The sequence below is a fragment of the Variovorax sp. PBL-E5 genome (assembly GCF_901827185.1).
In the GTDB taxonomy this organism is placed as follows: domain Bacteria; phylum Pseudomonadota; class Gammaproteobacteria; order Burkholderiales; family Burkholderiaceae_C; genus Variovorax.
Genome location: NZ_LR594671.1, coordinates 3,322,809 through 3,345,092, shown reverse-complemented (window position 1 = coordinate 3,345,092; position 22,284 = coordinate 3,322,809). Strand labels below are relative to the sequence as shown.

The window sequence follows — 22,284 nt, the reverse complement described above, 5'->3', positions numbered from 1 at the left end:
AAACCAAGTCGATCCATGGACGTCAAGACCGGTCTGTTCTATCTGTTTGCCGCGGTGCTGTTGTTCGCGGCCTTCCGCGTCATCACCGCGCGCAACCCCGTGTATGCGGCGCTCTACCTGGTGCTCGCCTTCTTCCAGGCCGCGGCCATCTGGCTGCTGCTGCGCGCCGAGTTCCTCGCGATCGTGCTGGTGCTCGTCTACGTGGGCGCGGTGATGGTGCTGTTCCTGTTCGTCGTGATGATGCTCGACATCAACGTCGATGGGTTGCGACAGGGGTTCTGGAAGCACTTTCCGCTCGCGGCCGGGGTCGGTGCGCTGATCGCGCTCGAGATGGCCGGCGTGCTGATGGGCGGCTTCCGTCTGGCCGCGCCGAGGAGCGCGATGGTCGGCGGCCCCGACAGCTCGAACACGCTCGAGCTCGGCAAGCTGCTCTACACCGGCTATCTCTATCCGCTGGAGATCGCGGCCGTCATCCTGCTCGTGGCCATCGTTGCGGCCATCGCGCTCACGCTGCGCGCGCGCAAGGACAGCAAATACCAGAACCCGTCCGACCAGGTCCGCGTGAAGGCGCGCGACCGCGTGCGCATCGTGCAGATGCCGGTCACGCGTGCGGCGCAACCTGTCGCCGAGCAACCCCAGGCTTCCGCGGAGACCAAGGCATGACGCTCACGCTCGGACACTTTCTCTCGCTCGGCGCGATGCTTTTCGCGTTGTCGGTCATCGGGATCTTCCTCAACCGCAAGAACCTGATCGTGCTGCTGATGTGCATCGAGCTGATGCTGCTCGCGGTCAACATCAACTTCGTCGCCTTCTCGTACTACCTGGGCGACATGCACGGGCAGATCTTCGTGTTCTTCATCCTGACCGTGGCCGCCGCGGAGTCGGCGATCGGACTGGCCCTGCTGGTCTTGCTGTTCCGCAACAAGTCGAACATCAACATCGACGAGCTCAACGCATTAAAAGGATGACCCCCAGTCTTCGCGCACTTCGTGTCGCTTCGCCAACCCCCTTCAGGGGGCGCAGCCAGCGGCCCGGCCAAGCCGGTTCCGCGGCAGCTCCCGAATGGGTGAGAGCCGTGATGCCTTGCGATCATTGAAAAGAAGAATCCCATGAGCGCAACACTTTCCGCATCCACGCTGCTGGCCGTTCCGCTGGCGCCCCTGGTCGGCGCCATCGTGCCCGGGCTGTTCGCCACCAAGTTCGGCGGCGACCACATCGGCCGGCGTTTCACGCATTCGCTGACCATCCTCGGCGTGTTCATCGCCTTCGTGATCTCGGCGATGACGCTCAAGAGCGTGGTCTACGACGGCGCGCACTTCAACGCGACCATCTACGAATGGATGACGGTCGGCGGCATCAAGATGGAGATCGGCTTCCTGGTCGACGGCCTCACCGCGATGATGATGTGCGTGGTGACCTTCGTGTCGCTGATGGTGCACATCTACACCATCGGCTACATGGAGGAGGACGAGGGCTACAACCGCTTCTTCTCGTACATCTCGCTGTTCACCTTCTCGATGCTGATGCTCGTGATGAGCAACAACATGCTCCAGCTGTTCTTCGGCTGGGAGGCGGTGGGCCTGGTGTCCTATCTGCTGATCGGCTTCTGGTTCAACAAGCCGAGTGCGATCTTCGCGAACCTGAAAGCCTTCCTGGTCAACCGCGTGGGCGACTTCGGCTTCATCCTCGGCATCGGCCTGATCGCAGCCTATGCCGGCACGCTGAACTACGGCGAGGTCTTCGCCAAGGCCGACGGGCTGGCGCAGATCGGCTTCCCGGGCACCGGCTGGATGCTGATCACCGTGGTCTGCATCTGCCTCTTCATCGGTGCGATGGGCAAGAGCGCGCAGTTCCCGCTGCACGTGTGGCTGCCCGATTCGATGGAAGGCCCGACGCCGATCTCGGCGCTGATCCACGCCGCGACCATGGTCACGGCGGGCATCTTCATGGTGGCGCGCATGTCGCCGCTGTTCGAGCTGAGCGACACGGCCTTGAGCTTCGTGCTCGTGATCGGCGCCATCACCGCGCTGTTCATGGGTTTCCTCGGCATCATCCAGAACGACATCAAGCGCGTGGTCGCGTATTCGACGCTCTCGCAACTCGGCTACATGACGGTGGCGCTCGGCGCCTCGGCCTATTCGGTCGCGGTGTTCCACCTGATGACGCACGCCTTCTTCAAGGCACTGCTGTTCCTCGGCGCCGGCTCGGTGATCATCGGCGTGCACCACAACCAGGACATCCGCTGGATGGGCGGGCTGCGCAAGTACATGCCGATCACCTGGATCACCTCGCTGGTCGGTTCGCTGGCGCTGATCGGCACGCCTTTCTTCGCCGGCTTCTACTCCAAGGACAGCATCATCGAGGCGGTGCACGAGAGCCACCTGTGGGGCTCTGACTTCGCCTACTTCTCGGTGCTGGCCGGCGTGTTCGTCACCGCCTTCTACTCGTTTCGCATGTACTTCCTCGTGTTCCACGGCGAGGAGCGCTACGACCAGAATCCCGATGCGCACCATGCCCACCCTTCGGACGAGGAACCGGACCATGGCCACGGCCATCACGACGCTCATGCGAAGCCGCATGAATCGCCCTGGGTGATCTGGGTGCCGCTGGTGCTGCTCGCCATTCCGTCCGCCGTGATCGGCTTCATGACGATCGAGCCGATGCTCTTCGGCGACTTCTTCAAGGGCGCGATCGCCGTCAACGAGGGCGCGCATCCGGCGATGAAGGAACTGGCCGAGGCCTTCCACGGTCCGGTGGCGATGGCGCTGCACGGCCTGGCCGGCGCGCCGTTCTGGCTCGCGCTCGCGGGCGTGGTGCTGTCCTGGTACATGTACATCATCAATCCGGCGCTGCCGGCCGCGATCAAGCGCGGCTTCGGCCCGGTCTATCGCCTGCTCGACAACAAGTACTACATGGACTGGTTCAACGAGAACGTGATCGCCCGCGGCACCCGCGCGCTGGGCATGGGCCTGTGGAAGGGGGGCGACCAGGGCGTGATCGACGGCGCCATCGTCAACGGCTCGTGGAAGCTGGTCGGCCGCGTGGCCGGTGTCGTGCGCTGGATGCAGTCGGGCTACATCTACCACTACGCGTTCGCGATGCTGCTGGGCATCTTCGTCCTCATGACGTACTTCGTCTGGTTCAAACGGTAAGCGGCTCTCGCTGGAGAAAAACAAAAATGGGTTTGCTGAGCCTTGCCATCTGGATGCCGATCGCGTTCGGCGTCGTGCTGCTGGCCTTCGGGCGCGACGAGCATGCGAACGGCGTGCGCTGGATCGCGCTCGTCGGTTCGATCGCGAGCTTCCTGGTCACCGTGCCGCTCTTCCTGCGTTTCCAGAACGGGACGGCCGCGATGCAGTTCGTCGAGAAGACGGGCTGGATCGAGCGCTTCAACATCAACTACCACGTCGGCCTGGATGGCATCTCGCTGTGGCTGGTGCTGCTCACCGCCTTCATCACGGTCATCGTGGTGATCTCGGCATGGGAAGTCATCACCGAGCGCGTGAACCAGTACATGGGCGCGTTCCTGATCCTCTCGGGCCTGATGATCGGCACCTTCTCGGCGCTCGACGGCATCCTGTTCTACGTGTTCTTCGAAGCCACGCTGATTCCGATGTACCTGATCATCGGCATCTGGGGCGGCCCGAACAAGATCTACGCCGCCTTCAAGTTCTTCATCTACACGCTGCTCGGCTCGCTCCTGATGCTGGTCGCGCTGATCTACCTGTACAACAAGTCGGGCGGCAGCTTCGACATCCTGACCTGGCACAAGCTGCCGCTGGCCGCGAGTGCGCAGACCTTCCTGTTCTTCGCCTTCTTCGCGGCCTTCGCGGTCAAGGTGCCGATGTGGCCGGTCCACACGTGGCTGCCGGACGTGCACGTCGAGGCACCGACCGGCGGCTCCGCCGTGCTGGCCGCGATCATGCTGAAGCTGGGCGCCTACGGCTTCCTGCGCTTCTCGATGCCGATCGCGCCGGATGCCTCGCACGAGTGGGCCTGGCTCATGATCGCGCTGTCGCTGATCGCGGTGATCTACGTCGGCCTGGTCGCGCTGGTGCAGCAGGACATGAAGAAGCTGGTGGCCTATTCGTCGGTGGCCCACATGGGCTTCGTCACGCTCGGCTTCTTCATCTTCAGCGAACTCGGCGTGGCAGGCGGCATCGTGCAGATGATCGCGCACGGCTTCGTGTCGGGCGCGATGTTCCTGTGCATCGGCGTGCTGTACGACCGCGTGCATTCGCGCCAGATCGCCGACTACGGCGGTGTGGTCAACACCATGCCCAAGTTCGCGGCCTTCGTGCTGCTGTTCGCGATGGCCAATTGCGGCTTGCCGGGCACTGCCGGTTTCGTCGGCGAATGGATGGTGATCCTCGGCGCGGTCAAGGCCAATTTCTGGATCGGCCTGGCCGCCGCCTCGGCGCTGATCTGGGGCGCGGCCTACACGCTGTGGATGTACAAGCGCGTCTACCTCGGCCCGGTGGGCAACGACCACGTCAAGGAACTGAGCGACATCGATGCGCGCGAATTCCTCATGCTGGCGCTGCTCGCGATCGCCGTGCTGTGGATGGGGCTCTATCCGAAGCCTTTCACCGACGCGATGAACGCCTCGGTGACCGAGCTGCTGCACCATGTGGCGATCTCCAAGATCCCCAGTCCCTGAGTCCGCGCTGAACAAGAGAACGAGATGATTGACAAACTCAGCTGGATGACGATCTACCCCGAGACGCTGCTGCTGGCCATGGCCTGCATCATCGCACTGGTCGACCTGTCGACGACCAGCGCACGCCGCACCGGCACCTATGTGGTGACACTGCTCACGCTCGGGGTCATTGCGGTCCTGACCGGGCTCAGTGCGGCCGACGGCCAGACCCTCTACGGCTTCGGCGGCATGGTGGTGAGCGACCCGATGGGCAACTGGCTCAAGTGCTTCGCCAGCGTCGCGCTGATGGTCACGCTGGTCTACGGCCGCCCGTATGCGGGCGATCGCGGCATGCTCGCCGGCGGCGAGATCTTCACCCTCAGCATGTTCGCGCTGGTCGGCATGTTCGTGATGATCTCGGGCAGCAATTTCCTGGTGATCTACCTCGGGCTCGAACTGCTCACGCTGTCGAGCTACGCGCTGGTCGCGCTCAGGCGCGACAACGCGGTGGCCAGCGAGGCCGCCATGAAGTATTTCGTTCTTGGCGCGCTGGCCAGCGGCTTCCTGCTCTATGGTCTTTCCATGATGTACGGCGCGACCGGCTCGCTCGACATCAACGAGGTCTTCAAGGCCATCGCGAGCCGCAAGGTCAATCACCAGGTGCTGGTGTTCGGCCTGGTGTTCATCGTCGCGGGGCTCGCCTTCAAGGTGGGCGCGGCGCCGTTCCACATGTGGGTGCCCGACGTCTACCACGGCGCGCCAACCGCGGTCACGCTGCTGATCGGCGCGGCGCCCGAGCTGGCGGCCTTCGCGATCATCATCCGGCTGCTGGTGGAAGGGTTGCTGCCGCTGGCCTTCGACTGGCAGCAGATGCTTGCCCTGCTCGCGATCGCATCGCTCCTGGTCGGCAACCTCGCGGCCATCGCGCAGACCAACCTCAAACGCATGCTGGCCTATTCGACCATCGGGCAGATGGGCTTCATGCTGCTCGGCCTGGTGGCGGGCGTGGTCAACGGCAACACCTACAACGCGCAGTTCGCGTACAGCGCCTCGATGTTCTACATCGTGACCTACGTGCTGACCACGCTGGCGAGCTTCGGCATCATCCTGCTGTTGGCGCGCGAGGGTTTCGAGAGCGAGGAGATCACCGACCTCGCCGGCCTCAACCAGCGCAGCCCGCTCTATGCAGGCGTGATGGCGGTGGCGATGTTCTCGCTCGCGGGCGTGCCGCCGCTGGTCGGCTTCTACGCCAAGCTGGCGGTGCTGCAGGCGCTGATCGCTTCGGGCCAGGCGATCTACATCGGGCTGGCGGTATTCGCGGTCTTGATGTCGCTGATCGGCGCGTTCTACTACCTGCGCGTGGTCAAGGTCATGTACTTCGACGCGCCGGTCACGGCGAGCACCGTGTCGGCGCCGCGCGACGTGCGCACCGTGCTGACGCTCAACGGCGCGCTGATCCTGATCCTCGGCATCCTGCCGGGTGGCCTCATGACGCTGTGTGCCAAGGCGATCGTGGCCACGCTGGCCACCTGATCGCCCACGTGTCGCAGAACGCCTCGGTCTGGGTGGTGCTGCTGGTCGCGCTGGCAGCCGCCAACCTGCCGTTCCTCAACGAGCGGCTGTTCGGGCTGGTGCCGCTGCCGGGCGGCGTCAAGCTGCTGGCGGTGCGCGTGGGCGAGCTCGTCGTTCTCTATTTCGTGTCCGGCGGCATCGGCTTGCTGTTCGAAAGCCGCGCGGGCCAGATCGCGCCGCAGGGATGGGAGTTCTACGCCGTCACCGCCGCGCTGTTCGTGGTGCTCGCGTTCCCGGGCTTCACCTGGCGTTACCTGCTCAAACACCGGAGCCACGCAGCCCATGGATGATGCACACCTGAAGGAAGAGGGCACGGCCAGCGAGCTGCTGCTGCAGGGCAATTTCCTGCGCGCGATGCGCGACACCGTGCGCCTGCCCGATGGCCACACGGCGACGCGCGAGTACGTGGTCCATCCGGGTGCCGTGGTGATCGTGCCGCTGCTCGACGACGGCCGCCTGGTGCTGGAGCGGCAATACCGCTATCCGATCGGGCGCGTGATGACCGAATTCCCGGCCGGCAAGCTCGATGCCGGTGAAGATCCGCTCGTCTGCGGCCAGCGCGAGCTGCTCGAGGAAACCGGCTATACGGCGCGCGAGTGGGCGCATGCGGGCGCGATGCATCTCGCGGTCGCCTATTCGACCGAGATCATCCACATCTATTTCGCGCGCGGTCTGTCGCTCGGGGATCGCCAGCTCGATCACGGCGAATTCCTCGACGTGATCAGCGCCACGCCGCAAGAGCTGTTCGGCTGGTGCCGCGACGGCACGGTGACGGATGCCAAGACGCAGACCTGCACGCTCTGGCTGCAGAACGTCCTGTCGGGCGCATGGACGCTTCAGTGGGACGCGCACGTTCCGGGCGGCGCCGGCCGATAATCGGCGCATGAAGGTCCTCAACCTCCAATGCGCGCACGGCCACGGCTTCGAGGGCTGGTTCGCGTCCAATGAAGCGTTCGATACCCAGCTTGCGAGTGGGCTGGTGGAATGCCCGATCTGCGGCGACACCGTCATCACCAAGCTGCTGACCGCGCCGCGCCTGAATCTCGGCAATCCGAAGCCGCCCGCCGAGACCGCACCGGCCGCGCCTGCGAACGACACGTCCGAGGCGCGCCTGCTGCGTGCGGTGCGCGAGGTGCTGGCCCAGACCGAAGACGTGGGCGAGCGTTTCGCCGACGAGGCGCGCCGGATGCACTACGGCGAGATCGAGGAGCGCGGCATCCGCGGCCAGGCCTCGCGCGAGCAGGCGCAGTCCTTGCGCGACGAAGGCATCCCGGTGTTCTCCCTGCCGGTTCCCCCCGCACTCAAGGAAACGCTGCAGTAGGCGCCCCTCGCGGGCTCAGGACGTGAACTGCAGCGCGGCCAGCCGCGCGTAGACGCCGCCCTCCGCGACCAGTGTCGCGTGCGTTCCCTGTTCCACGATGCCGCCATGGTCGAGCACCACGATGCGGTCGGCTTTCTGCACGGTCGCGAGGCGGTGCGCGATGACCAGGGTCGTGCGTCCCACCATCGCCGATTCGAGCGCGGCCTGCACCATGCGCTCGCTCTCGGCATCGAGCGCGCTGGTGGCTTCGTCGAGCAGCAGCAGCGGCGGGTTCTTGAGCATGGCGCGCGCGATGGCGATGCGCTGGCGCTGGCCGCCTGAAAGCCGCACGCCGCGCTCGCCGAGGAAGGTGTCGTAGCCCTCGGGCAGGGCGCGCAGGAAGCCGTCGGCGAAGGCCGCCCTGGCGGCTTCGTGGACTTCCTCGACGCTGGCATCGGGCCGGCCGTAGCGGATGTTCTCGAGCGCGCTGGTCGAGAAGATCACGGCGTCCTGCGGCACCAGGCCGATGCGCGTGCGCAGTTCGTCGAGCGACATCGCCGCGAGCGGCGTGCCGTCGAGTTCGATGCGGCCCGACTGCGGGTCGTAGTAGCGCAGCAGCAGCTGGAACACGGTGCTCTTGCCGGCCCCGCTGGAGCCGACCAGCGCCACGGTTTCGCCGGGCGCCACCGACAGGCTGAAGTCGCGCAGGGCAGGCACGCCCGGTCGCGAAGGATAGTGGAAGCGCACGCCTTCGAGGCGCAGGTTGCTGCCGGCGGTGGGGACGGCCGCCCTGGCCGGTTGCGCCGGCGACACGATGGCGGGCTCGGCATGCAGCAGCTCCATCAGGCGTTCGGTCGCGCCGGCGGCGCGCAGCAGGTCGCCGTAGACCTCGCCCAGCACGGCCGCCGAGCTCGCCAGGATGATCACGTAGACCACGGTCTGTCCCAGATGGCCGGCCGTGATCTCGCCGTGCAGCACCGCCTGCGTGCCCTGGTACAGGCCCCAGAGCAGCGCCGCCGAGGTCGCGATGATGATGAAGGCCACCAGCACCGAGCGCGCCTTGGCGCGGCGCACGGCGGTGCGGAAGGCGTTGTCGGTGGAGGCGTCGAAGCGGGCCGATTCCCGCGCCTCGGCGGTGTAGCTCTGGACCACGGGAATCGCGTTCAGCACCTCGGCCGCGATCGCGCTCGAATCGGCCACGCGGTCCTGGCTGGCCCGCGAGAGCTTGCGCACGCGGCGGCCGAACCACATGCTCGGCAGCACCACCAGCACGAGGATGCCGAGCACCTGGACCATCACGTAGGGATTGGTCCACACCAGGATGCCGAGCGCGCCGATGCCCATCACGGCATTGCGCAGCCCCATGCTGAGCGAGGAGCCGACCACCGTCTGCACCAGGGTCGTGTCGGCCGTCAGGCGCGACAGCACTTCGCCGGTCTGCGTGGTCTCGAAGAAGGCCGGGCTCTGGTGCAGCACGTGGGCGTAGACGGCATTGCGCAGGTTCGCCGTCACCCGTTCGCCGAGCCAGCTCACGGTGTAGAAGCGCGCCGCGGAGAACAGCCCGAGCGCCACGGCCACCCCGAACAGGGCGACGAAGTGGTCGCGCAGCGCCATCGTCTGCGCCCCCTTGTCGCTCGATACCAGGCCGCCGTCGATCAGGCTGCGCAGCGCCAGCGGAAACACCAGCGTCGTCGCGGCGGCGAGCACCAGGAACAGGCCGGCGAGTGCGATCTGGGCGCGGTAGGGCCGCAGAAACGGCGCCAGTCCCGACAGCGACTTGGGTGAGCCTTTGGCAAGCGGGGAGGAAGCAGCGGAGGAGGCCATGTCCTGATTCTAGCCAACGCTTGCCAGCTCAAAGGTCGCCTTGACAGTAACTGTCATGGCAGCTATTATCAGGGTATGCCCGAAGCCAGGACTCCCAGTCGAAAAGCTGTCCCGTCGGCGTGCCCCGACCAGGTATCGGCCGTCCAGCCTTTCTACAAGGCCGAGACCTACCGGGCCGAGGAAAGCATCGGCTACCTCATGCGCCGCATCATGACGGCGGTCGGGCAATCGGTCGAGCACCAGATGTGCGAGCCCGGCAGTCCGACCTACCCGCAATGGGTGCCGCTGCACAAGCTGCACATGGGGCAGGCCACCACGGTGGCCGAACTGGCGCGCGAGTGCCAGCTCGACACCGGCGCGATGACCCGCCTGCTCGACCGCCTCGAAGCCAAGGGCCTGTGCCGCCGCGTGCGTTCCGTCGCCGATCGCCGGGTGGTCAATATCGAACTCACCGACGAAGGCCGCGCGGCCGCGGAGGAGGTGCCGCACGTGCTCAGCCGCGTGCAGAACGAGCACCTCGCCGGTTTTTCCCGCGAAGAGTGGGAACAGCTCAAGAGCTACCTGCGCCGCATTCTCGACAACGCCCAGGCCCTTTCGGCCCGTGGAGAAAAAGATGATTCAACTTCTTCCTGAGTCGGCCCTGCGCAAGGTCACGGCCGTCGCCGCGGCCGCCATGGTGCTCGCACTCGCCGGCTGCGCCGACATGGCCGGCATCGATTCGCATGCCAAGCTGCGCGACGCCGATTCGCTCGGTCTTTCACAGGCGCAGCCCGCCGCGGCGGCTGCGGTGCCCGCCATCCCCGCAGTCGAGAGCCAATGGTGGCTCGCGTTCGGCGATGCGCAACTCGATGCGCTGGTGAATCAGGCGATCGAGGGCAACCCCAATCTGCAGGTGGCGCGCGCCCGGCTCGCGCGCGCGCAGGCCTCGGCCATGATCGCCGAGTCCGCCCTGAAGCCGCAGCTCAACGGATCGCTCGATCTCACCCGCCAGAAGTTCAGCGATACCTACATCTATCCGGCGCCGCTCGGCGGGTCGGTCCAGGAGACCGGCACGCTGCAGCTCAATGGCAGCTGGGAACTCGATTTCTTCGGCAAGAACCGCTCCGCGCTGGACACCGCCATCGGTGCCGCCAACGCCGCTGCGGCGGACCAGGAGGCCGCCCGCGTGCTGCTGGCCAGCAACGTCGCGCGCAGCTACTTCCAGTGGGCGCGGCTGTCGGGCCAGCTCGCGGTGGCGCAGCGCACGCTGGCCCAGCGCCAGGAAACGCTCGCGCTGGTGCGCGACCGCGTCTCCGCCGGCCTCGACACCCGCCTCGAACTGCGCCAGAGCGAAGGCGGCCTGCCGCAGGCGCGCCAGCAGATCGAGGCACTGAACGAGCAGGTCGAGATCACGCGCCACGCACTCGAAGCATGGGTCGCGCACCCGAACGCGACGCAGTCGCTGACGGCGCCGGCGCTCGCCGACATCAAGCCCATCGCGCTGCAGCCCACCATCCCGGCCGACCTGCTCGGCCGCCGGGCCGACATCGCCGCGGCGCGCTGGCGCGTCGAAGCCGCGACGCGCGACGTCGCCAATGCGAGGACGCAGTTCTATCCCAACATCAACCTGGTGGCCTTCGCCGGCTTCCAGAGCATCGGCTTCAGCAACCTGATGAAGTCGGACAGCCAGCAGTGGGGCGTGGGCCCGGCCATCCGTCTGCCGATCTTCGAGGCCGGCAAGCTGCGGGCCAATCTGCGCGGCAAGGCCGCCGATCTCGATGCCGCGATCGAAAGCTACAACGCGACGGTGCTCGATGCCGTGCGCGACGTGGCCGACCAGGTCGCCAGCGCACAATCGATCGGCCGGCAGCAGGTCGAGCAGCGCGACGCCCAGGCGGCCGCCGAGTCTGCCTACGACATCGCCGTGCAGCGCTACCGCGCGGGTCTCGGCAACTACCTGAACGTGCTGACGGCGGAGACCACCGTTCTGGCGCAGCGCGCCCAGGCCGTCGATCTGGCCGCGCGCGCGCTCGACACGCAGGTCGCCCTGGCGCGCGCGCTCGGTGGCGGCTACCAGCCTTCCGTCGAGACCGCCGCGCTGTCCTCCGCCAGCACGCACCCCTGAACACCGAGCGAATCCCGAAAGACACTCATGGACAACACCAGCACCAACCCCGACGTCCCGGTCGAATCAGCCGCCGGCACGCCGGCCCCCAACAGCAAGCGCCGCCGCGCATTGACCGGCCTCGCCGTGGTCGTGGTCCTGGCCGGTGCCGGCTGGGGCCTGTACGAATGGCTGGTCGCGAGCCATTACGAATCGACCGACAACGCCTACGTGCAGGGCAACGTGATCCAGATCACGCCGCAGATCAGCGGCACGGTGACGGCCGTCATGGCCGACGACACCGACCTCGTGAAGGCCGGCCAGCCGCTGGTGCAGCTCGATCCGGCCGACGCCAGGGTCGCGCTCGACCAGGCCGAAGCCGCGCTCGCGCAGGCCGTGCGCCAGGTCCGCACCCTGTATGCCAACAACGGCTCGCTGGCCGCGCAGGTCACGCTGCGCCAGTCGGACATCGTCAAGGCGCAGAGCGACATCGCGCGTGCGCAGGACGACCTGAAGCGCCGTCAGGCGCTCTCCGGCAACGGCGCGGTGTCCAAGGAAGAACTCGACCATTCCGAGACCGCGCTGGCCAATGCGAAGAGCGCGCTGGCAGCGGCGCAGGCCGGCGTGGTCTCCGCGCGCGAACAGCTCGCCAGCAACCAGTCGCTGACCGAAGGCACGAGCGTCGCCGAGCACCCCAGCGTGCTGGCCGCCGCGGCCAAGGTGCGCGAGGCCTACCTTGCCACGCAGCGCGTCGCGATGCCGGCGCCGGTCGACGGCTACGTCGCCAAGCGTACCGTGCAGCTCGGTCAGCGCGTGGCCGCGGGCACGCCGATGATGTCGATCGTGCCGCTCAACCAGGTCTGGGTCGATGCCAACTTCAAGGAAGTGCAGCTGCGCAACATCCGCATCGACCAGCCCGTGAAGCTCACGGCCGACCTGTACGGCAAGAAGGTCGAGTACGACGGCCGCGTGGCCGGCCTCGGTGTCGGCACCGGTGCGGCCTTCGCGCTGCTGCCGGCGCAGAACGCCACCGGCAACTGGATCAAGGTGGTGCAGCGCGTGCCCGTGCGGATCGCACTCGACGCCGAGCAGATCAAGGCCAATCCGCTGCGGGTCGGCCTCTCGATGGATGCCGAGATCGATGTCCGGCAGCAGGACGGCAAGATGCTGGCCGATGCGCCGCGCACCACGCCGGCCAGTCAGACGCAGGTCTACAGTCAGCTCGATCACGGCGCCGACGCCGAGGTCCAGCGCATCGTCGCCGCCAACATCGGTCGTGATGCGCCGCCGGTGGCGAGCGCCGCCAGGCCGAAGGCTGCCGTGCCGGCGAGCGCCGTCGCCTCGCAGGCCAGCCCGAGCTGACACGGTCCGCGCGCGAGATGGCCACCGCTTCGCCCGCCGCCGCACCGCTGCCCCCGCTCGAGGGCTCGGCCCGCATCTGGGGCACGATCGCGCTGTCGGCCGCGACCTTCATGAACGTGCTCGACACGTCGATCGCCAACGTCTCGCTGCCGGCGATCGCCGGCGACCTCGGCGTCAGCTCGACGCAGGGCACCTGGGTCATCACGAGCTTCGCGGTGTCGAACGCCATCGCGGTCCCGCTCACCGGCTGGCTGACGCAGCGCTTCGGCCCGGTGCGCCTGTTCCTGACCAGCGTGCTGCTGTTCATCATCAGCTCGTGGCTGTGCGGCCTCGCGCCCAACATGACGATGCTGATCGCGTTCCGCGCGCTGCAGGGCTTCGTCGCGGGACCGATGATCCCTCTGTCGCAGACGCTGCTGCTGTCGAGCTATCCGCGCGCCAAGGCGGGCCTCGCGATGGCCATGTGGTCGATCACCACGCTGGTGGCGCCGGTCATGGGGCCGCTGCTGGGCGGCTGGATCACGGACAACATCTCGTGGCCGTGGATCTTCTACATCAACATTCCGGTCGGCCTGCTGTCCGCAGCCATCACCTATGGCATCTACCGCAAGCGCGAAAGCGCGACGCGCAAGGTGCCGATCGACGGCGTCGGCCTGGCGCTGCTCGTGATCTGGGTCGGCTGCACGCAGCTGATGCTGGACAAGGGCAAGGAGCTCGACTGGTTCCACTCGTCCGTCATCCTGACGCTGGCGATCATCGCCGTGGTCGGCTTCTGCTTCTTCCTGATCTGGGAGCTGACCGACAAGCATCCGGTGGTCGATCTTTCACTGTTCAAGCGGCGCAATTTCTGGTCGGGCGCGTTCGCGACGGCGGTGGCCTACGGCCTGTTCTTCGGCAACGTCGTGATCCTGCCGCTGTGGCTGCAGCAATGGATGGGCTACACGGCGACACAGGCCGGCATGATCATGGCGCCCGTCGGGCTGCTGGCGATCTTCTTCTCGCCGATCGTCGGGCTCACGGTGGGCAAGATCGATCCGCGGCGCTACGCGACCTTCTCGTTCCTGGTCTTCGCGCTGGTGTTGTGGATGCGCTCCAACTTCAACACCTCGGCCGACTTCGGGACCATCATGATCCCGACCATCATCCAGGGCGTCGCGATGGCCTTCTTCTTCATCCCGCTGGTGACGATCACGCTCTCGGGCCTCGAACCCGACCGCATCGCGGCGGCGTCGGGCCTGTCGAATTTCCTGCGCATCACCGCGGGCGCCGTCGGCACGTCGATCGCCACCACCGTGTGGGAGAACCGGGCCGCGCTGCACCACGCCCAGTTGGTCGAGTCGGTCAACCAGGGCAGCGCGGCAGCGAACAGCGCGATGGCCGGGCTCGCCAGCGGCGGCTTCAGCGCCGAGCAGGTGCTGGGCCAGATCAATCGGCTGGTCGACCAGCAGTCCTTCATGCTGGCCGCGAACGACCTGTTCTATGGTTCGGCGGTGCTGTTCCTGGTGCTGATCCCGCTGGTCTGGCTCGCCAAGCCATCGCGCGGCGCGGGTGCTTCGGATGCAGCCGCGGGCGCGCACTAGCGTTTTGCCAAAGGCGCGCTGCGCACGGCCGCCCGAAGCGGCCGCGCCGCCCCCGGCAGGGGGTTGGCGAAGCGACACGAAGTGCGCGCAGCCTGGGGGCGAGCGACATGTAGGCATTTGCCCCAGTAGGCAATCCTCGCCGGCGCTGCAAACAATGCGGTCCGCACAACCATGATGGTGTGCACACATGGACCGCATGAACGACCTTTCCTGCCAGCACCCGGGCGACCGCGCGAGATGAGCGACATCATTCTCGAGACGCGCCAGCTCACCAAGGAATTCAAGGGCTTCACTGCGGTCAGCAAGGTCGATCTGTCGGTCGTGCGCGGCACGATCCACGCGCTGATCGGCCCCAACGGCGCCGGCAAGACGACCTGCTTCAACCTGCTGACCAAGTTCCTCGAGCCGACCTCGGGCACCATCCTGTTCAACGGCCAGGACATCACGAACGAGCGCCCGGCGCAGATCGCGCGGCGCGGCATCATCCGTTCGTTCCAGATCTCCGCGGTGTTCCCGCATCTGACCCTGCTCGAGAACGTGCGTCTGGGTCTGCAACGTGCGTTGGGAACGTCATTCCACTTCTGGAAGAGCGAACGGTCTCTCGAGCCGCTCGATGCGCGCGCGCGCGAATTGCTGGGCGAGGTCGGACTTGCAGACCTGGCCGGCGAAATGACGGTGAACCTGCCCTACGGCCGCAAGCGCGCGCTCGAGATCGCCACCACGCTGGCGATGGAGCCCGAGCTGATGCTGCTCGACGAACCCACGCAGGGCATGGGCCACGAGGACGTGCACCGCGTGGCCGAGCTCATTCAGCGCGTATCGGCCGGTCGCACCATCCTGATGGTCGAGCACAACATGAGCGTGGTCTCGACCATCGCCGACACCATCACTGTGCTGCAGCGCGGCGCCGTGCTGGCCGAAGGCCCGTATGCCGAAGTCTCGAAGAACCCGCAGGTGATGGAAGCCTACATGGGTACGACGGACGGCCAACTGCAGGGCGCGCATTGAGATGACCGCTGCGCTCGAGATCAGTGGCTTGCAGGCCTGGTACGGCGAATCGCACGTGCTGCATGGCGTCGACATGGTGGTGCAGCCCGGCGAAGTGGTCACGCTGCTGGGCCGCAACGGGGCAGGGCGCACCACCACGATGCGTGCCGTGCTGGGCCTCACCGGCGCGCGCAAGGGCAGCATCAAGGTCAACGGCACCGAGACCATCGGCATGCCCACGCACCGCATCGCGCACTGCGGCATCGGCTACTGCCCGGAGGAGCGCGGCATCTTCGCGAGCCTTTCGTGCGAGGAGAACCTGCTGCTGCCACCCGTGCTCAAGGGCGCGGGGCAGGGCATGTCGGTCGACGAGATCTACACCATGTTTCCCAACCTCGCCGAGCGCCGCCACAGCCAGGGCACGCGACTGTCGGGCGGAGAGCAGCAGATGCTGGCCGTGGCCCGCATCCTGCGCACGGGTGCCAGGCTGCTTTTGCTCGACGAGATCTCCGAAGGCCTGGCGCCGGTGATCGTGCAGGCGCTGGCGCGCATGATCCAGATGCTGCGCGCCAAGGGCTACACGGTCGTGATGGTCGAGCAGAACTTCCACTTCGCGGCGCCGCTGGCCGACCGCTTCTACGTGATGGAACACGGCCGCATCGTCGAAAGATTCGGAGCCTCCGAACTCGAGGCCAAGATGCCGGTGCTCAACGAACTGCTGGGCGTCTGAACGCACGCCACCATTTTCTTCCTCTTCACCACCTCAGGAGACACCATGAAAGCGAAACTGAAGATCGTTGCCCTCATGCTCGGCGTTGCGGGCCTCGCTACGCATGCCGCGCAGGCGCAGGAGAAAGTCAAGATCGGTTTCATCACCGACATGTCGAGTCTCTATGCGGACATCGAAGGCAAGAACGGCGCCGTCGCGATCCAGATGGCGATCGACGACTTCGGCGGCAAGGTGCTCGGCCAGCCGATCGAACTGATGACGGCTGACCACCAGAACAAGGCCGACATCGCCGCCTCCAAGGCACGCGAATGGATCGACACGCAGGGCGCGACGATGATCTTCGGCGGCACCAATTCGGGCACCGCGCTCGCCACCGCGAAGGTGGCGCAGGAGAAGAAGCGCGTCTACATCAACAACGGCGCCGGCAGCTCCGCGCTCACCAACGAAGCCTGCAGTCCCTACACCGTCCACTATGCGTACGACACGGTCGCGCTGGCCAAGGGCACGGGCGCCGCGGTGGTGGCCAAGGGCGGCAAGAGCTGGTTCTTCCTGACGGCCGACTACGCCTTCGGCCAGGCACTGCAGGACGACACCGCCAAGATCGTGAAGGAGAAGGGCGGCACGGTGGTCGGCTCGGTCAAGCACCCGCTCAATGCGTCCGACTTCTCGTCCTTCCTGCTGCAGGCGCAGAACTCCAAGGCGCAGGTGCTGGGCCTGGCCAATGCGGGCGGCGACACCATCAACAGCATCAAGGCGGCCAAGGAATTCGGCATCAACAAGACGATGAAGATCGCCGGCCTGCTGGTGTTCCTCACCGACATCCACAGCCTGGGCCTGAAGAACACCGAAGGCCTGCTGATGACGACCAGCTGGTACTGGGACCTGAACGACGCCACGCGCAAGTGGTCGGCGCGCTACTTCGAGAAGACCAAGAGCATGCCGACCGACGTCCAAGCGGCCGACTACTCCGCGACGATGGCCTACCTCAAGGCCGTGCAGGCCGCCAAGACCACCGATTCGGACAAGGTGATGGCCGAGCTCAAGAAGATGAAGATCGACGACTTCTACGGCAAGGGCCAGATCCGCGCCGACGGCAGCTTCATCCACGACATGTACCTGGTCGAAGCCAAGGCGCCGTCCGAATCGAAGAAGCCCTGGGACTATCTCAAGGTGATCTCGACGCTGCCGGGCGATCAGGTCTTCACGACCAAGGCCGAAAGCAAATGCGCATTGTGGAAATAACCCCCAGTCTGCGCGCACTTCGTGTCGCTTCGCCAACCCCCTTTCAGGGGGCGGGCCGGCCGCTTCGGGCGGCCGGGCGCGGCGGCCCCCTGGCCTTGAGAAAACCAAGGCCCGCTTGATTCGCCTATGAACATCACCGTCTCCGGATTGCTCAGCCAGCTCCTGCTGGGGCTGGTCAACGGATCGTTCTATGCGATCCTGAGCCTCGGGCTGGCGGTGATCTTCGGGCTGCTCAACGTCATCAATTTCGCGCACGGCGCGCTGTTCATGCTCGGCGCGGTGCTGAGCTGGATGGCGATGAACTACTTCAACATCGACTACTGGGTGATGCTGGTGGTCGCGCCGATCATCGTCGGGCTGTTCGGCGTCGTGGTCGAGCGGCTGCTGCTGCGCTGGATCTACAAGCTCGACCATCTCTACGGCCTCCTGCTCACGCTCGGCCTGACGCTGCTGATCGAAGGCGTGTTCCGCTCCGTCTACGGCGTCTCGGGCCTGGCCTACGATCCGCCCGACGCGCTCGCCAGCGCGACCAATCTCGGCTTCATGATCCTGCCCAACTACCGGGCCTGGGTCGTGCTGGCCTCGCTCACCGTGTGCTTCGCGACCTGGTTCGTGATCGAGAAGACCCGCCTGGGCGCCTACCTGCGCGCGGGCACCGAGAACCCGCGGCTGGTCGAGGCCTTCGGCGTCAACGTGCCCTTGATGATCACGCTGACCTACGCCTTCGGCGCCGCACTGGCCGCCTTCGCCGGCGTGCTCGCCGCACCTGTGATCCAGGTCTCGCCGCTCATGGGGCAGAACCTCATCATCGTGGTGTTCGCGGTGGTCGTGATCGGCGGCATGGGCTCGATCATGGGGGCCATCCTCACCGGGCTCGGGCTCGGCGTGATCGAGGGCTTCACGCGGGTGTTCTATCCCGAGGGCTCGTCGACCGTGGTGTTCGTGATCATGGTCATCGTGCTGCTCATCCGTCCCGCGGGCCTGTTCGGAAAAGAAAAATGAGCCGGCCCGCATGATCAAGAAGAACGCCACCGTCCTCTACGGCCTGCTGCTGCTCGCGCTCATCCTGGCGCCCTTCCTCGGCGCCTATCCGGTGTTCGTGATGAAGCTCATGTGCTTCGCGCTGTTCGCCTCGGCCTTCAACCTGCTGCTGGGCTACACCGGCCTGCTGTCCTTCGGCCATGCGGCCTTCCTCGGCGGCTCGGCCTATGTGGCGGGTTATGCGATGAAGGTCTGGGGCCTGACGCCCGAGCTCGGCCTCGTCGCCGGCACGCTCACGGGCGCGCTGCTCGGCTGGCTGTTCGGCATGCTGGCGATCCGCCGCCAGGGCATCTACTTCGCGATGATCACGCTGGCGCTGGCGCAGATGGTGTTCTTCGCCGCGCTGCAACTGCCGTTCACCCATGGCGAGGATGGGCTGCAGGGCGTGCCGCGCGGCAAGCTGTTCGGCCTCATCGATCTGCAGAACGACCTCACCATGTACTACGTGGCGCTGGTGATCGTGGTGGCTGCCTTCCTGCTGATCGTGCGCACCATCCATTCGCCCTTCGGCCAGGTGCTCAAGGGCATCAAGGAGAACGAGCCGCGCGCGCTCTCGCTGGGCTACGACGTGAGCCGCTTCAAGCTGCTGGCCTTCGTGATCTCGGCGGCGCTGTCGGGCCTGGCGGGCTCGCTCAAGACGCTGGTGCTGGGCTTCGCCACGTTGTCCGACGTGCACTGGAGCACCTCGGGCGAGGTCATCCTGATGACGCTGGTGGGCGGCCTCGGCACGCTCTCGGGTCCGCTGGTCGGCTCGGCGGTGGTGGGGCTGCTGGAGAGCAAGGTCGGAGAGTTCGGGCAACTGCTCGCACGCATCACGAGCGTGGATTGGTTCAACACGCTCGGGGAGTCGGTGACCATGGTGACGGGGCTGATCTTCGTGGTGTGCGTGCTGGCGTTCCGGCGCGGGATCATGGGCGAGGTCATTGCTTATTTCGACAGGCGTGGGGGCAAGGCTCACTGACTGACTTGCTCCCTCTCCCTCTGGGAGAGGGTGGGGGTGAGGGCGCTGGGCCTCTGAGACGGTTGCATGTTTTATTGAGGCCGGAGCCGGGAATTCGCCCCGGCGGGCGAGTCACTTTCTTTGTCTCGCCAAAGAAAGTAACCAAAGAAAGGCGACCCCACTGTGCGCGACCCCTGCGCTTCGCTACGGGGCAACCTGCGGTGCTCGCTTTTCGCGGGGTCTCGCTCAAACTCGCTTCGCTCAGACAGTCGCGAGCCCTGATCCGCGAAAAGCTGCGCTCCTCGGCGCGCACAGAGGGGCTTGGGGTCAACGCGCCATGGCGCGTATATGTGTTTTTCGGGCCTTCGCTTCGCTCGGCTGTGGAACAGTCAGCGGCATCGAGTACTCTTGCTAATTGCTAATTGCTAATTGAAGTCCATCGGTATTCAACGGCCTATGAGCACATCCACCGGGCCCATTCACGCGATCGTCGCACCGCACCGCCCCACACAAGGACGCGCCAAGGCGCGTTGACCCCAATCCCCTCTGTGCGTGCCGAGGAGCGCAGCTTCAGGCGGATAAGGGCTCGCGACTGTCTGAGCGAAGCGAGTTTGAGCGAGACCCCGCCTGAAGCGAGCACCGCAGGTTGCCCGCAGCGAAGCGGAGGGACACGCACAGTGGGGTCGCCTTTTCTTGCTTACTTCTTTTGGCGAGACAAAAGAAGTGAGTCGCCCGCCGGGGCGAATTCCCGGCCAACGGCCTAACCAACGCTGACAACAGTTCAAAGGCCCGGAAGCCCCCACCCCAACCCTCCCCCAGAGGGGGAGGGAGCAGAGACCTCAAAGCCGCAGCGGTTGCGCGTAGCCCGTCAGTTCGAGATAGCCGCGCCCCACGACCTTGTCCTCTGCGTCCCGCAATTCGCTCAGCCCTTCCCAATAGACCGCATCCGTCGAGCCGCGGCTGTCGAGCTCTTGGTCATCCAGCAAGGCGCGCACGACGAAGCTGCCGCCCGGGGTACGCACGCGCCATCGGATCGGATAGACCGCCCGCGTGCGCGGACTGGTCCATCGGTCTTGCGCCTCGAAGTGCAGATCGTCCGGGCCGAACACGCGCAGCCGCCCGTCCGCGCTGCGCATCGATCCACCCGCCCACAGGACCGAGCCATCGCGCCGCCGCATCTGGAAGGCCATCAGCGCGCTGCCATCGAAGAGGTTCATGCCGATCCAGTCCCAGCCGACCGCCTCGGCATTCAGATAGGCCTCGCTCCACTCGTGGTCCAGCCATGCGGTGCCCTGCACGTCGAAGCTGCGGCCCTGCAGGCTCAGGCGTCCCTGCGTCGCCAGTTGCGGTTCGCTGTAGTAGCAGCTGGCATCCTCGCTGCCCGGTCCCTTGCGCGAGAGGCCGGCGTCACCCTGCAGCAGCACCGGCTGCGTCGACGCGAAACGCAGGTCGAGCGCGAAGCCCTCGGCCGGCAGGCGCGCCGCGTAGCCCTTGCCGTCGCGCTTCAATGTCCAGTCGCGCAGCCGCACATCGGTATCGTCTTCGGCGGCCGACGCGACGCCGAAGCCCGCACGCGCGATGCGCTGGTCATGCCAGAGCTTGCGGCCTTCGAGGTCCGTGATCGCCGCGTGCGCAAAGATCAGCTGCCGGGCCGCGAACGCGGAGCGCATGCCTTGCGTGGCATCGACGCGCGAGCGAAAGAAGGTGAGTTGAAAGCCGAACGTGCGCGCACCCGCAGCCGCATGGCCCGTGATGTACCACCACTCGGTGCGCAGATCGGGATGGCTGCCGAAATCGCGCGGGAAGCGCAGCGCGCGCTGCGGCAGCGCCCACGCGGCGGGCGCTGCGATCGCCGCGAGCAGCACGGCGCGCCGGGACCATCCCAGCGTCCTCATGCGCATCAGGCCGCGAGCGCGGCGTCGACGCGCCGCTGCGCTTCGTCCACGTCGCCGAAGGCCTGCGCGACCCACGCGGCATCGTGGTAGCTCGGCAGGTAGCGTTCGCCCGCATCGCACAGCAGCGAGAGGATCGAGCCCTGCTCGCCGGCCTGCCGCATCTCGTGCGCGATCCGCAGCATGCCGATGAAGTTGGTGCCGGTCGACGGGCCCACCTTGCGGCCGAGCAGCGCCGACAGCGCGCGCATCGCGGCGATCGAATCGAGGTTCGGCACCTCGATCATGCGGTCGACCAGCGTGCGCACGAAGCTCGGTTCCACGCGCGGCCGGCCGATGCCCTCGATGCGCGAGCCCGGCGCGGTCAGCGCCGCGTCGCCGCTCGCGTGGTAGGCCGCGAACACCGAGCCCTCGGGATCGACCACGCACACGCGCGTGTCGTGGCACCGAAAGCGCACATAGCGGCCGATGGTCGCGCTGGTGCCGCCGGTGCCCGCGCCGACCACGATCCACTTCGGCACCGGATGCCGTTCGCGCGCCATCTGCTGGAACATGCTCTCGGCGATGTTGTTGTTGCCGCGCCAGTCGGTGGCGCGCTCGGCGTAGGTGAACTGGTCCATGTAGTGGCCGCCGCTGTGTTCGGCCAGTGCGCGCGCCGCCTCGTAGACCTGGCCCGCCTGTTCCACGAAGTGGCAGCTGCCGCCGTGGAAGGCGATCTGCGCCACCTTCTCGGGCGAGGTGCTGCGCGGCATCACGGCGATGAAGGGCAGGCCGAGCAGGCGTGCGAAGTAGGCTTCGCTCACCGCGGTCGAGCCGCTCGAGGCCTCGACGATGGTCGTGCCTTCGCCGATCCAGCCGTTGCACAGCGCGTACAGGAAGAGCGAGCGCGCCAGCCGGTGCTTGAGGCTGCCGGTCGGATGCGTCGATTCGTCCTTCAGGTAGAAATCGATGCCGGCCGCCGCGAAGGCCGGCAGCTGCAGCGGGATGAGGTGGGTGTCGGCACTGCGCAGGTAGTCGGCCTCGATGCGCAGGATCGCGTCGCCGAGCCATTTGCTGGTGCTGCTGCCGCGGGAGTCGGAGGAGGTCATGCTT

General features: G+C 66.6%; 20 protein-coding genes. 17 read left to right on the top strand and 3 right to left on the bottom strand.

Features of this window, described 5'->3' with window-relative positions; all coding sequences use genetic code 11:
- Positions 1-15: 15 nt before the first annotated feature.
- The 8 genes from WDLP6_RS16230 to WDLP6_RS16195 all read left to right on the top strand — a co-directional run bounded on the left by WDLP6_RS16230 (position 16) and on the right by WDLP6_RS16195 (position 7,532).
- Positions 16-663 (top strand): NADH-quinone oxidoreductase subunit J, encoded by a 648-nt coding sequence (locus tag WDLP6_RS16230; RefSeq protein WP_162593174.1) that lies wholly within the window; start codon positions 16-18, stop codon positions 661-663.
- On the top strand, positions 660-968 hold the full coding sequence (gene nuoK / locus WDLP6_RS16225; RefSeq protein WP_162568148.1) for an NADH-quinone oxidoreductase subunit NuoK: 309 nt from the start codon (positions 660-662) through the stop codon (positions 966-968). The genes WDLP6_RS16230 and nuoK overlap by 4 nt, the downstream gene beginning before the upstream one ends.
- A gap of 141 nt (positions 969-1,109) precedes the next feature.
- Complete coding sequence (gene nuoL / locus WDLP6_RS16220; protein WP_162568147.1) at positions 1,110-3,152, top strand: NADH-quinone oxidoreductase subunit L; 2,043 nt, start codon at positions 1,110-1,112, stop codon at positions 3,150-3,152.
- A gap of 26 nt (positions 3,153-3,178) precedes the next feature.
- The gene (locus WDLP6_RS16215) at positions 3,179-4,660 is read left to right on the top strand and encodes an NADH-quinone oxidoreductase subunit M (RefSeq protein WP_162593173.1); all 1,482 of its coding nucleotides are present in this window, start codon (positions 3,179-3,181) and stop codon (positions 4,658-4,660) included.
- A gap of 24 nt (positions 4,661-4,684) precedes the next feature.
- The gene (gene nuoN, locus WDLP6_RS16210; protein WP_162593172.1) at positions 4,685-6,172 is read left to right on the top strand and encodes an NADH-quinone oxidoreductase subunit NuoN; all 1,488 of its coding nucleotides are present in this window, start codon (positions 4,685-4,687) and stop codon (positions 6,170-6,172) included.
- A gap of 8 nt (positions 6,173-6,180) precedes the next feature.
- Positions 6,181-6,501: a DUF2818 family protein gene (locus WDLP6_RS16205; RefSeq protein WP_162593171.1), complete on the top strand. Its 321-nt coding sequence runs from the start codon at positions 6,181-6,183 to the stop codon at positions 6,499-6,501.
- On the top strand, positions 6,494-7,087 hold the full coding sequence (locus WDLP6_RS16200; RefSeq protein WP_162593170.1) for an NUDIX domain-containing protein: 594 nt from the start codon (positions 6,494-6,496) through the stop codon (positions 7,085-7,087). Before WDLP6_RS16205 ends, WDLP6_RS16200 begins: the two co-directional genes overlap by 8 nt.
- Before the next feature lie 7 nt (positions 7,088-7,094).
- On the top strand, positions 7,095-7,532 hold the full coding sequence (locus tag WDLP6_RS16195; protein ID WP_162593169.1) for a DUF1178 family protein: 438 nt from the start codon (positions 7,095-7,097) through the stop codon (positions 7,530-7,532).
- 15 nt (positions 7,533-7,547) lie between these two features.
- Here the strand turns inward: WDLP6_RS16195 and WDLP6_RS16190 are convergent, their stop codons facing one another.
- Positions 7,548-9,335, bottom strand: a complete 1,788-nt coding sequence (locus WDLP6_RS16190) for an ABC transporter transmembrane domain-containing protein (RefSeq protein ID WP_162593168.1) — start codon at positions 9,333-9,335, stop codon at positions 7,548-7,550.
- 75 nt (positions 9,336-9,410) lie between these two features.
- Between WDLP6_RS16190 and WDLP6_RS16185 the strand changes: the two genes are divergently transcribed.
- The 9 genes from WDLP6_RS16185 to WDLP6_RS16145 all read left to right on the top strand — a co-directional run bounded on the left by WDLP6_RS16185 (position 9,411) and on the right by WDLP6_RS16145 (position 19,321).
- Entirely contained in the window at positions 9,411-9,968 is a 558-nt protein-coding gene (locus WDLP6_RS16185) for a MarR family winged helix-turn-helix transcriptional regulator (RefSeq protein ID WP_162570512.1), read from the top strand.
- Positions 9,949-11,439, top strand: coding sequence for an efflux transporter outer membrane subunit (locus WDLP6_RS16180; RefSeq protein WP_162593167.1), 1,491 nt, complete (start codon positions 9,949-9,951; stop codon positions 11,437-11,439). The genes WDLP6_RS16185 and WDLP6_RS16180 overlap by 20 nt, the downstream gene beginning before the upstream one ends.
- A gap of 27 nt (positions 11,440-11,466) precedes the next feature.
- The gene (locus WDLP6_RS16175; protein WP_162568139.1) at positions 11,467-12,780 is read left to right on the top strand and encodes an efflux RND transporter periplasmic adaptor subunit; all 1,314 of its coding nucleotides are present in this window, start codon (positions 11,467-11,469) and stop codon (positions 12,778-12,780) included.
- 17 nt (positions 12,781-12,797) lie between these two features.
- Positions 12,798-14,360 (top strand): DHA2 family efflux MFS transporter permease subunit, encoded by a 1,563-nt coding sequence (locus WDLP6_RS16170; RefSeq protein WP_162593166.1) that lies wholly within the window; start codon positions 12,798-12,800, stop codon positions 14,358-14,360.
- A 237-nt stretch (positions 14,361-14,597) separates the two neighbouring features.
- Complete coding sequence (locus tag WDLP6_RS16165; RefSeq protein ID WP_162593165.1) at positions 14,598-15,368, top strand: ABC transporter ATP-binding protein; 771 nt, start codon at positions 14,598-14,600, stop codon at positions 15,366-15,368.
- 1 nt (position 15,369) lies between these two features.
- Positions 15,370-16,077, top strand: a complete 708-nt coding sequence (locus WDLP6_RS16160) for an ABC transporter ATP-binding protein (protein ID WP_162593164.1) — start codon at positions 15,370-15,372, stop codon at positions 16,075-16,077.
- A gap of 45 nt (positions 16,078-16,122) precedes the next feature.
- Positions 16,123-17,319: an ABC transporter substrate-binding protein gene (locus WDLP6_RS16155; RefSeq protein ID WP_162593163.1), complete on the top strand. Its 1,197-nt coding sequence runs from the start codon at positions 16,123-16,125 to the stop codon at positions 17,317-17,319.
- A gap of 126 nt (positions 17,320-17,445) precedes the next feature.
- Entirely contained in the window at positions 17,446-18,321 is an 876-nt protein-coding gene (locus tag WDLP6_RS16150; protein WP_162593162.1) for a branched-chain amino acid ABC transporter permease, read from the top strand.
- A gap of 10 nt (positions 18,322-18,331) precedes the next feature.
- Positions 18,332-19,321 (top strand): branched-chain amino acid ABC transporter permease, encoded by a 990-nt coding sequence (locus WDLP6_RS16145; protein ID WP_174259877.1) that lies wholly within the window; start codon positions 18,332-18,334, stop codon positions 19,319-19,321.
- 818 nt (positions 19,322-20,139) lie between these two features.
- Here the strand turns inward: WDLP6_RS16145 and WDLP6_RS16140 are convergent.
- Together WDLP6_RS16140 and WDLP6_RS16135 are read right to left on the bottom strand one after the other, a co-directional pair.
- On the bottom strand, positions 20,140-21,195 hold the full coding sequence (locus WDLP6_RS16140) for a lipocalin-like domain-containing protein (protein WP_232077083.1): 1,056 nt from the start codon (positions 21,193-21,195) through the stop codon (positions 20,140-20,142).
- 5 nt (positions 21,196-21,200) lie between these two features.
- A complete protein-coding gene (locus tag WDLP6_RS16135) occupies positions 21,201-22,280 on the bottom strand; it encodes a PLP-dependent cysteine synthase family protein (protein WP_174259876.1) in 1,080 nt (359 codons plus the stop codon).
- Between the last annotated feature and the right edge of the window lie 4 nt (positions 22,281-22,284).

Bases quoted from the DNA above. Each gene is read 5' to 3' on its own strand.
- WDLP6_RS16230 (WP_162593174.1), top strand. From the start codon at position 16: ATGGACGTCAAGACCGGTCTGTTCTATCTGTTTGCCGCGGTGCTGTTG.
- nuoK (WP_162568148.1), top strand. From the start codon at position 660: ATGACGCTCACGCTCGGACACTTTCTCTCGCTCGGCGCGATGCTTTTC.
- nuoL (WP_162568147.1), top strand. From the start codon at position 1,110: ATGAGCGCAACACTTTCCGCATCCACGCTGCTGGCCGTTCCGCTGGCG.
- WDLP6_RS16215 (WP_162593173.1), top strand. From the start codon at position 3,179: ATGGGTTTGCTGAGCCTTGCCATCTGGATGCCGATCGCGTTCGGCGTC.
- nuoN (WP_162593172.1), top strand. From the start codon at position 4,685: ATGATTGACAAACTCAGCTGGATGACGATCTACCCCGAGACGCTGCTG.
- WDLP6_RS16200 (WP_162593170.1), top strand. From the start codon at position 6,494: ATGGATGATGCACACCTGAAGGAAGAGGGCACGGCCAGCGAGCTGCTG.
- WDLP6_RS16195 (WP_162593169.1), top strand. From the start codon at position 7,095: ATGAAGGTCCTCAACCTCCAATGCGCGCACGGCCACGGCTTCGAGGGC.
- WDLP6_RS16190 (WP_162593168.1), bottom strand. From the start codon at position 9,335: ATGGCCTCCTCCGCTGCTTCCTCCCCGCTTGCCAAAGGCTCACCCAAG.
- WDLP6_RS16185 (WP_162570512.1), top strand. From the start codon at position 9,411: ATGCCCGAAGCCAGGACTCCCAGTCGAAAAGCTGTCCCGTCGGCGTGC.
- WDLP6_RS16180 (WP_162593167.1), top strand. From the start codon at position 9,949: ATGATTCAACTTCTTCCTGAGTCGGCCCTGCGCAAGGTCACGGCCGTC.
- WDLP6_RS16175 (WP_162568139.1), top strand. From the start codon at position 11,467: ATGGACAACACCAGCACCAACCCCGACGTCCCGGTCGAATCAGCCGCC.
- WDLP6_RS16170 (WP_162593166.1), top strand. From the start codon at position 12,798: ATGGCCACCGCTTCGCCCGCCGCCGCACCGCTGCCCCCGCTCGAGGGC.
- WDLP6_RS16165 (WP_162593165.1), top strand. From the start codon at position 14,598: ATGAGCGACATCATTCTCGAGACGCGCCAGCTCACCAAGGAATTCAAG.
- WDLP6_RS16160 (WP_162593164.1), top strand. From the start codon at position 15,370: ATGACCGCTGCGCTCGAGATCAGTGGCTTGCAGGCCTGGTACGGCGAA.
- WDLP6_RS16155 (WP_162593163.1), top strand. From the start codon at position 16,123: ATGAAAGCGAAACTGAAGATCGTTGCCCTCATGCTCGGCGTTGCGGGC.
- WDLP6_RS16150 (WP_162593162.1), top strand. From the start codon at position 17,446: ATGAACATCACCGTCTCCGGATTGCTCAGCCAGCTCCTGCTGGGGCTG.
- WDLP6_RS16145 (WP_174259877.1), top strand. From the start codon at position 18,332: ATGATCAAGAAGAACGCCACCGTCCTCTACGGCCTGCTGCTGCTCGCG.
- WDLP6_RS16140 (WP_232077083.1), bottom strand. From the start codon at position 21,195: ATGAGGACGCTGGGATGGTCCCGGCGCGCCGTGCTGCTCGCGGCGATC.
- WDLP6_RS16135 (WP_174259876.1), bottom strand. From the start codon at position 22,280: ATGACCTCCTCCGACTCCCGCGGCAGCAGCACCAGCAAATGGCTCGGC.